The following is a 6,859-nucleotide window of genomic DNA, read 5'->3' on the forward strand; positions in this document are numbered from 1 at the left end:
CTTGACCTCGACGCGGAACCACTTGTCGAACAACGGCCGCAGCAACGGAAGCCAGACCGCGTCGGCGAAGTGCGGGTCGTAACCGAACTCGTCGACACTGTAGTCACCGGCCAGCCGCCTGCGAACGAACTCGGCGACCGAGGAGATCTGGTCGACGATCGTGGACTTGGTGTCGTCGATCATCGACAGCAACGGAGTGGGGAGCGAGGGCGTCACTGCCGACGCGTCGGCAGGAGCTGGGGCCGACAACGGCGTCGGCTCGCGAGGATCGGCGTAGGCGGAGGGGTGGCGTTCACGCGAGCCCGCAGCCGCTCGCGCCGAGCGGCCGGACGTGCCGCCGTGCAACGGAATCACTTTGGCCACTTCGCTCACCTGTCCCCTCCCGAACTACGCACCGCTCCCGAACTACGCACCGCTCCCGAACTACGCAGTGCCGCCAGTGCCCGCGCCGTGGACGCGCCTGTCTCTACGGCCGAGACCAGTCGATCTTCGACGCTGTCCACCCATTCGGTTCTGATGACAGGCCGCAGCGCTGCGCCTCGGACGAAGTCGTCGAATGCCTGAACCGTAGTCCACCGCGGCTCGAAGCCAAGGACGGACCGCATGCGGGTGGTGTCCAGTCCGCAGCCGAAGTGGAAGTAGTCGAGTTGCTCGGTGGTGAACTCGCGCATCATGCCGCCCATCAGTGCGCGGCCGGCGCTCTTGAACAGCGGAAACGGCACCGGCACCTGAACGCGGCCGGCTCGGCGAATCGCCTGGGACAGCATGATCGTGCCGTCGGCTCCGATGTTGAACGTGCCCGCCGACCCACCGAGAGTCGCGCGCTCGAGCGCAGCCAGAGCGTCTTCCTCGTGCAGCAACTGCATGCGTGCGTCGCGACCGACGATGCTGGGAATCAGCGGCGAGGTCATGTAGCGCGAGATGGTGCCGTTCAGTCGTGGACCGATCAGCGGCGCCATGCGCAGGATCGACACCGCGATGTCCGGCCGTCGACGCCCGAGACCGCGAACGTATCCCTCGATGTCGATCGAGTCCCGCGCGTACCCACCGCTCGGGGGGCGTCGAGCACTCATCTCCTCGGTGAATTTCACCGGGTCCTTCGCGCTGCAGCCGTACACCGAGGACGACGAACGCAGTACCACCCTCTCGACGGTCGGTGACTTCTGGCAGACCGCGAACAGCTGCATCGCGCCGATGACGTTGAGGTCTTTCATCGTGGCGCGGCCGCCGGATTTCGGGGGTTTGGCGACGGTGGCGGCGTGCACGACGGTGTCGACGCCGGCATTGCGAATCACTTTGCCGATCAACGGATTACGAATGTCGGCGCGGACGAATTCCGCGCGTCCCATGCGGCGCAACAGATCCTTGCTCGGCGAGACCGCATCGACGGCGATGACGCGCTCGATGTTCGGATTCTGGGCCAGTCTGGTGACGAGGTAGCCGCCGAGGAATCGGCTCGCTCCGGTCACGAGGACCACTCGGGGCGCAGACGATCCACGATCGCTCGGACTCACTGCGCACCCCCAACGTCGGTTCCGCTGCAAAGCCTACTGGATCGACCGGGCTCGGCGCGGGTGAGAAGCAAAGCCCGTTCTTCGAACGGAAGAAGCCCGCCACCGATGGTGACGGGCTTCCCCATGAAGCAGATGACGGCAGGCTTATTTGCCGAGTTTCCTGCGCTGCACGCGGGTACGACGAAGCAACTTGCGGTGCTTCTTCTTCGACATGCGCTTGCGACGCTTCTTGATCACTGAACCCATGCGGGTGTCCTCACGTTCTTCTCTAGCGTTTTCGCGCACGCCGTTTGCGTACGCCTACCTGACAACCAAGCCCTGAGGGCTTCGAGCCAAAAGCCTTGGTCACCGAGCTGGCGCTGGGGCCACGTACTCGCCCACGGCTGCACACCGGCTGGCTGGCACGACGAGCGCCAATCCTACCGGTGTGAACCAGGACTTACGAAACCGGCCCCACGTGCACTACTAGCCTGCGTCGAAGTACGAGGTCTCGAGATAGTCGTGGACCGCCTTGGCGTGCACACGAAAAGACCGACCCACTCGTACAGCGGGCAATTCTCCGCCGTGCACCAGCCGGTACACGGTCATTTTCGAAACCCTCATCAGCGTCGCCACTTCGGCGACCGTGAGGAACTGCGTTCCGGCCAGGGCCGGTTGACCGTCCGGGGACGAACCCTTGGACGGCTTGTTTATAGACGCCATCAATCCACATACCTCCGGCACGTCTCATGCGGCAGGCTTCCCCTCCTGCCGAACAGACACGCACGTGCTGCCCCCGAGCCTATAGGGACAGATGGGGTTACTGCGACGGGTGTGGGGAAAAGATTTTTTATTCTGCTGTGATGCCCATCTCAATGGATCGGGCATTTGCGGCACCGAGGGCATCGAAAAACGCTGCTCGGACGCCCTTTCTCTCCAATTCACGCACTGCTGCGGCGGTCGTTCCGCCCGGAGAAGTCACCGCATATCGAAGCTCGCTCGCGCTCTCGTCGGAGCGATCGAGCATCGCTCCCGACCCCACCATCGTCTGAACCACGAGCGCCGACGCCACGTCGCGGCTCAATCCCAGGCCCACTCCGGCGTCGATCATGGCCTCGGCCACGAGGAAGAAATAGGCCGGACCGGAGCCGGACACGGCCGTCACGGCGTCGAGCTGGTTCTCCTTGACCACGACCACCTTGCCGACGGCCGAGAGGATCGAGCGCACGAGTTCGAGGTGCTCCGCGCGGGCGTACTTGCCCGGTGCCAACACGCTGACGCCCTCCCCCACCAGCATCGGGGTGTTGGGCATGACCCGAACGACCGGGAAGCCGGCGGGGAGCTTGGGCTCGAACTTGGCGGTAGGGACTCCTGCGGCCAGCGAGACGATGAGTTGTTCGCGATCGCCGTCGAGTTCGATCTTCGTGATCTCGGTCAGTGCCGCTTCGACGTCGGCCGGCTTGACCGCCAGCACGATCACATCGGCTCCCTCGGATGCGTCGCCGACGGTGGTGGTCAGTACTCCGAATTCCTTGGCGATCTCCTTGGCGCGGGCCTCGGACTTCTCGGCGACCCCCAGATCGCGCACTGCGTGGCCGGACTCGAGGAGTCCCGCAATCAACGCCTCACCGATCCGTCCGCCGCCGATCACTGCAATTCTCGTCATACGACCAAGCCTGCCATGTCAGTTCGAGCGCGGCACCATCGCCAACTGTCTGCTCTGCACCACGACGGCACCGGTCGAATCCAGCACCACGTGGTCCTCCTCGAACCAGGTGCTGCCGATGACGGTGCTGGTCGCCGCCACCCGCAGCCACCCCGGTGCCGGACGGCGTCGCAGGTAGGTCGTCAACTGCACGGTCGGAGCCCAACCGAACATTCCGCGGTTCATGGTCACCGGAGCCGAGATGTCTCCGGTCATCAGTGCGAACAGCACTGCGGTGTCGAGGTCGGCCTCGTCGCCCGCGAAGGGACGCACCCACAGTCGAATCTCCGCCTCGCCCTGCTGGCCGGTCAGGAACGACGCCGACGACGCGTCGATCCGCATCTCGCAGCCCTTGGCGACGTGCACGATCGACGCCATCGGATGATCGCCCGCCACCGCGAGGGTCTCCGCCGGCGGTTCGGCTGCCATCGACGCCGGCGACGTCGGCGTCTCGTGGTGGGGTTCCTCGGAATCGGGACGACCGAGGGTCACCACCGCCCGCACGGCAACGCGTCCGGCCTGGGTGAGTTCGACGTCGACGTGCGAGACCTGACGGCCGCGCTTGCGTACCACCGTCGTCAGCGCGACCTCGCCGGGATCGGGAGCGGCCAGGTAGCTGACGCTCACCGCGAGCGGCTGGATCTCGGCCTGCTCCGGGTCGGTCGTGACGATGTGCTTGCGCGCTGCTGCCGCGCAGACGGCGAGCATCACACCGCCGTGCACCTTCGGACCGATGGTCCAGGTGGAGTCGATCGCGCCCGCGAACGACGCGGTGTCGGCGGCGACCTCGAGCGCGGTCAGGGTGGTGGCGGCGGTGAAGGGGCTGGCGGAACTCATTTCCGACAACTTACCGGCGGCCTCAGGACAGGTGTGCGCGGGCGAACTGCAGTGCTTGCCCGAGCATCGAGGAACGCTCGGGGACCGTGCGCGCGTTCTGTGTGTTGATCTCGATCACTGCCTGTCCCTCGAAGCCGCGGCGCACCAGTTCGGTGCACACCTCCACGCACGGTTGACTGCCGTGGCCGGGGATGAGGTGCTCGTCCACCGATGCGCCCCGGCCGTCGGCCAGATGCAGGTGCGCGATGCCCTCGCCCATCCGGTCGAGCATCTCGAGCGCGTCCGAGCCCGCGGTGGCCGTGTGCGAGAGGTCGAGGGTGTAGTGCCCGTGGCCGACGTCGGTCGGGTCGTAGGACGGCGAGAACGCCGACAGTGCGGCCCCCGGACCACCGCGTCGTTCGAGTCGCTGTGCGGATTTCTCCTTGCGCCCGAAGAAGCGATCGGCGCGCATGGGGAACATGTTCTCCACGGCGCCCACCACGTGCGAGTTCGATTCGAGTTCGGCGACCTGATCGGCAAAGCCGTCGCTGTACTTGCGTTGCCACCGGAACGGTGGGTGCACCACGACCGTCGCCGAGTCCAGCTTCTCGGCCGCCTCGACCGAGCGGGCGAGTTTGGCAACCGGATCGGATCCCCACACTCGCTGCGAGATCAGCAGACACGGCGCATGGATGGCCTGCACCGGCATCGAGTACTCCCGCGAGAGCGCGGCCACCGCGTCGACGTCCTGGCTGACGGACTCGGCCCACACCATCAGCTCGATGCCGTCGTACCCGAGCTCTGCCGCATACCGGAACGCCGCCTCGGTGTTCTGCGGGTAGACCGACGCCGTGGACAGTCCTACCTGGATTCGCTTCGCGCCCATCGGTGTGCCGACTCAGCCGGTACTGAGCTGGAAGGCGAGCGGACCGAGCGTGACGAATACACCGACGGCGATCGCGATGACGATCGAGATCAGATCGTCGGTGCGTCGCAGAATCCTCACCACCGCGACAAGTCCGACGATGACCAGCACCGACAGCACCAGAGCGACCCACGGCAACACGTCCCACAGTTGCTCGAAGCCCTTGAACAGCAGCGCGCCGACGGCGATCGACACCACTGCCTGACCGATCAGCACCAGCCATTGCCGGACGGCACCGCCCTTGCCCTTGACCGCCGCTGCCCGGCGGTCGGTGCGCGAGGCCGCAGTCGCGCTGTCGGCCTCCGCGTCCGACGCGGTTTCGGTGTCGGCCTCGACGTCGGTCGCGGTCTTCGGTTCGTCGTCGATCTCCGGCTTCACGAGATCGACGACCTCGGTGGCGGCGGACGTATCGACCGCCGACTCGTCGGCCGACTCGGCCGTCGTATCGTCGGTGCGTCGGATGCGCGGAGACACCGCGGTCTTGGCCACGTCGTCGACGTCGACGAGCGCGGCACGCGGAGCGACGTCGGTGTTCGGCTCGACCACCTCGACCTGCCGCGAGGCTCGGAATCCCACAGGCTTGCGGGCCCGGCCCTGCTCGGCCGGGGTGGATCCGTACGGAAGCCGATCCGACGCAGGCACCGTGGACACAGCCGGGCGCTTGGACCGTTCGGTGTCGTCGTGTGAGCGGTTCAGCAGGTCACCGGCAACCGTCGTGGATCCGGACAGCAGTTCAGGCTCGGGCTGCTGCTTCTCGCGCTTGCCTGCCGGTTGGAACGGGGTGGGGCGAGTGGTCTGCGGCTTGGCCGGTTGCGGCCGCGAGGAGACGGCGGCGGGTGCATCGTCCTCGGCCGTATCGCTGCTCTGCGGCGCGGCCGGGGCGACGTCGGGCGTCTCGGGCGTCTCGGGCTCGGACGCGTCGGGAGCCGGGGACTCGACCACCGGGGCGCTGCGGTTGCCGGGCTCGTCGCGTACGACGGGGATCTCACCGGTCAGCTCGGCGACGGAGATGCCGCCCTTGACGCCGCGGCGACGGCGACCGCCTGCGCTCAGGTTCGTCTTCTGACCGTTTCGAGCCAGCAGCTCGGCAACAGAGATCTGTCCGGTGTCCTCCGGGTTGGTGTCGCTCATCTCGAGCTCACCACCGGATCGCCGTCGGTTTCGGGGTCCAGCTTCCTCAACATCAAACCTTCCTTCAGCGCCCACGGGCATATCTCGGGTGACTTCGTTGTCGATGCCCGCATGCTCGCCTCCGCTACCAGAGCCCCGGCCACCAGTGGTGGCGACCTGTCGGCGCTGACACCTTCCAATTCTGCACGGTCGGCCACGACGATCCGCGTTACGAACGCTACGAGTCGCCTCGAGCCGCGTCCGTACCGGCGTCGAGCACCCCTATTCGCACATGCCCACGGTACTGGGTCTACCGTCGTCGTTTGTGACAGCAGGTCGTGAGCAGCAGTCGTTCGCTGCAGAGGTCGAGATGGATTTCCCGCGAGAATGGGTCGAGTTTCCCGACCCCGACAATTCGGAACATCTCATCGCTGCGGATCTGACGTGGTTGTTGTCCAACTGGACCTGCGTGTTCGGAACTCCGGCATGTCAGGGAACCGTCGCGGGCCGACCCGACGACGGTTGCTGCTCCCACGGCGCGTTCCTGTCCGACGAGGACGACAAGCGCAAGCTCGACGAGTCCGTGAAGTTGCTCACTCCGCAGGATTGGCAGCTCATGGACAAGGGTCTCGGCAAGAAGGGGTACGTCGAATACGACGATCTCGACGACGAGCAGTCGCTGCGGACGCGGCGCTACAAGGGTGCCTGCATCTTCCAGAACCGTCCCGGGTTCGAGGGCGGAATCGGGTGCGCGCTGCATTCGATGGCGCTGCGCAAGGGCATCGAGCCGCTCGAGGTCAAGCCCGACGT

At 66.4% G+C, this 6,859-nt stretch carries 8 protein-coding genes and 2 pseudogenes; 1 reads left to right on the plus strand and 9 read right to left on the minus strand.

Annotation, left to right across the window (positions count from 1 at the left end):
* The 9 genes and pseudogenes from A2J02_RS02785 to A2J02_RS29005 all read right to left on the minus strand — a co-directional run.
* A pseudogene (locus A2J02_RS02785) lies at positions 1-372 on the minus strand (hypothetical protein); the annotation flags it as partial.
* Positions 369-1,514, minus strand: coding sequence for an NAD-dependent epimerase/dehydratase family protein (locus tag A2J02_RS02790; protein WP_231911398.1), 1,146 nt, complete (start codon positions 1,512-1,514; stop codon positions 369-371). The gene A2J02_RS02790 and the pseudogene A2J02_RS02785, both read right to left, overlap by 4 nt.
* A 144-nt stretch (positions 1,515-1,658) precedes the next feature.
* Complete coding sequence (locus tag A2J02_RS27050; protein ID WP_003402602.1) at positions 1,659-1,760, minus strand: 30S ribosomal protein bS22; 102 nt, start codon at positions 1,758-1,760, stop codon at positions 1,659-1,661.
* A 219-nt stretch (positions 1,761-1,979) separates the two neighbouring features.
* Positions 1,980-2,216, minus strand: a complete 237-nt coding sequence (locus A2J02_RS02795) for a helix-turn-helix domain-containing protein (protein WP_008713658.1) — start codon at positions 2,214-2,216, stop codon at positions 1,980-1,982.
* Between the two features lie 127 nt (positions 2,217-2,343).
* Complete coding sequence (gene proC / locus A2J02_RS02800; RefSeq protein ID WP_068046485.1) at positions 2,344-3,159, minus strand: pyrroline-5-carboxylate reductase; 816 nt, start codon at positions 3,157-3,159, stop codon at positions 2,344-2,346.
* A gap of 18 nt (positions 3,160-3,177) precedes the next feature.
* Positions 3,178-4,035, minus strand: a complete 858-nt coding sequence (locus tag A2J02_RS02805; protein ID WP_068046488.1) for a thioesterase family protein — start codon at positions 4,033-4,035, stop codon at positions 3,178-3,180.
* Positions 4,036-4,057: 22 nt separating this feature from the next.
* Positions 4,058-4,900, minus strand: coding sequence for a sugar phosphate isomerase/epimerase family protein (locus A2J02_RS02810; protein WP_068046490.1), 843 nt, complete (start codon positions 4,898-4,900; stop codon positions 4,058-4,060).
* 12 nt (positions 4,901-4,912) lie between these two features.
* Positions 4,913-6,070: a hypothetical protein gene (locus A2J02_RS02815; RefSeq protein WP_068046493.1), complete on the minus strand. Its 1,158-nt coding sequence runs from the start codon at positions 6,068-6,070 to the stop codon at positions 4,913-4,915.
* The gene (locus A2J02_RS29005) at positions 6,067-6,438 is read right to left on the minus strand and encodes a Ppx/GppA phosphatase family protein (RefSeq protein WP_441344170.1); all 372 of its coding nucleotides are present in this window, start codon (positions 6,436-6,438) and stop codon (positions 6,067-6,069) included. Before A2J02_RS29005 ends, A2J02_RS02815 begins: the two co-directional genes overlap by 4 nt.
* On the opposite strand from A2J02_RS29005, the pseudogene A2J02_RS02825 reads away from it, so the two are divergent.
* A pseudogene (locus tag A2J02_RS02825) lies at positions 6,420-6,859 on the plus strand (hypothetical protein); the annotation flags it as partial. The gene A2J02_RS29005 and the pseudogene A2J02_RS02825 sit on opposite strands and share 19 nt — an antisense overlap.

The organism is Rhodococcus sp. EPR-147, assembly GCF_001647185.1.
Taxonomy (GTDB): Bacteria; Actinomycetota; Actinomycetes; order Mycobacteriales; family Mycobacteriaceae; genus Rhodococcoides.